This is a genomic window from Paracidovorax sp. MALMAid1276, assembly GCF_049198005.1.
GTDB lineage: Bacteria > Pseudomonadota > Gammaproteobacteria > Burkholderiales > Burkholderiaceae_C > Acidovorax.
On record NZ_JBMIRS010000008.1, the window covers coordinates 1 to 2,034 of the forward strand.

The 2,034-nt window shown below is 68.5% G+C and carries 1 protein-coding gene; it reads right to left on the reverse strand.

The window, feature by feature from the left end:
- Positions 1-1,565, reverse strand: a 1,565-nt coding sequence (locus ACOQFS_RS00090; protein ID WP_421560946.1) for a methyl-accepting chemotaxis protein, incomplete at its 3' end; no start/stop codon positions are given.
- Positions 1,566-2,034: the final 469 nt, after the last annotated feature.

Genomic DNA, 2,034 nt, shown 5'->3' on the forward strand with positions numbered 1-2,034 from the left:
ACCACCGCAAAGCCCCGGCCCTGCTCGCCCGCGCGGGCGGCCTCCACAGCGGCGTTGAGTGCCAGGATGTTGGTCTGGAAGGCGATGGAATCGATCACGCCGATGATGTCCGAGATCTTTTGCGACGCGGCGTTGATGCCCTGCATGGTGTCCACCACCTGGGCCACCACCTCGCCGCCCTGGGTGGCCACGGTGCTGGCGCTGGCGGCGAGCTGGCTGGCCTGCTGGGCGCTGTCGGCGTTCTGGCGCACGGTGGCGTTCAGCTGCTCCATCGACGCGGCGGTTTGCTCCAGCGCGCTGGCCTGGCTTTCGGTGCGGGCCGAGAGGTTGGTGTTGCCCTGCGCGATCTGCACGCTGGCCGTGGCCACGCTCTCCGACCCGCTGCGCACCTGGCGCACCACCTGCGTGAGCTGGCTGCGCATCTGCTGCAGCGCCTGCAGCAGCTGGCCCACTTCGTTGGTGCCGTGGTCGATGGGGGCTCCGCCCAGGTCGCCCTGCGCCACGGCGCGCGACAGTTCCACGGCTTTGGACAGCGGCACGGTCATCGAACGCACGAACACCAAGGCCATGGCACTGGTGGCAGACAGCGTGAGCACCAGGGCCAGCGCCACCCCCAGCAGGCCGCGCTGCAGCGTGACCACGCGCGCCTGCAGGGCCTGCTCCAGGCTCGCCATCGACAGGTTGTTGAGCGCGTTGAGCGCCTCGATGGTGCGGGTGAAGGCGTCGAAGTAGTCCTTGGACGCCAGTTGCAGTTCGGTGGCATTGATCACATCGCGCTCGGCCATCTGCAGTGACTGCTGGATCTGGCCCTGCACCGTCTGCGCGCTGTTGCCCAGCGCACGCTGCAGGTCGGGGTTGCCCTGCAGGGCGCGGGTGAGGCCCCGGAAGGTGTCGGCCTGCAGTTCGGCCACGCGCTGCTGCAGCACCAGCAGCTGGCCTTTGGCTTGTGGCGTCAGTTCGCGTTGGCCCAAGGCGCCGGCGCCCTGGGCGCGCAGCATGCCCAGCTTTTCGCCCAGCATGGGCACCTGGGCGAGCGACGTCTGGATCAGCGCATGCGTGTCGGCCTCGGGGTCGATCTGCAGGCCATAGGCATGCACCAGGGCTTCGTTGAGCTGCAGCAGGCTGGCAATCAGCTGCGTGTGCTGCGCCGTGCTCTGCGCCTGCGGGATGCTGCGCGTGGCCACGGCCTGCTCCAGCGTTTTCCAGGTCTGCTGGGCCTGGGTCCAGGCGGCCATCTGGGCGGTGGGCACCTGGGCGGCGGCAAAGCGGGCGGTGACATCGTCCAGCGCTGCGTTTACCGCGTTGCGCGCTGCGGGGCGGCGCGCGGCCAGGGATTCATCGCCCCCCAGCATGCCCACCGACAGACCCCGGTGCACCTGCATGTGCTGCACCAGGCGCGTGAGGGCCTGGGCGGGCGGCACGCCGCGTGCCTCCTGGCGCGCGTGGCCGATGGCGTGCAGCGCATCGCGCACGGTGAGGTAGGTGGGCAAGGCGCTCATCATGAGGCCCAGCGTTCCCAGGATCAGGAACTTTTCGAGCAGGTTCAACCGGTGCAGAAGTGACATCGCAGTGGGGAGTACGGGAGGGCAGAACAGCAACGAACGGCCCTCAGCGGGCGGAGCGTTGGCACCTCCGAGGGCAGCAACCTGCGCAGGTGGCGCAGGTGCAAGATGCCCTGCAATGTAGGGTGCGGCCGTCGCCAGGGCTTTGACGTGGGTCAAGGCGGCCGCAGCGTGCGCAGGTCCGTGGGGTGTTGTGTTGCCAGAGCGCGTGGCCCCCAGGACGCCGCGGGCCGGCGCTGTGGCCAGCCGGCGTTGTCCGCCCATGGCCGTTCGCCGACCGCTGAAGGCGGCACGTACAGCCAACCTCAGAGAAAATGGGCTGTAGCGCTTGATGGATAAGCGCTGAAAGCTATTAAAAATGTAGCTATCGACGCTTTTCGATGCGCGGCTCCGCCGCATGGGCTCATGCCCATGCAAGCGGCCGGTGCGTTCCATCGCCCGATTTCACTCCAACCCTTCGGGCAAGTGCCTT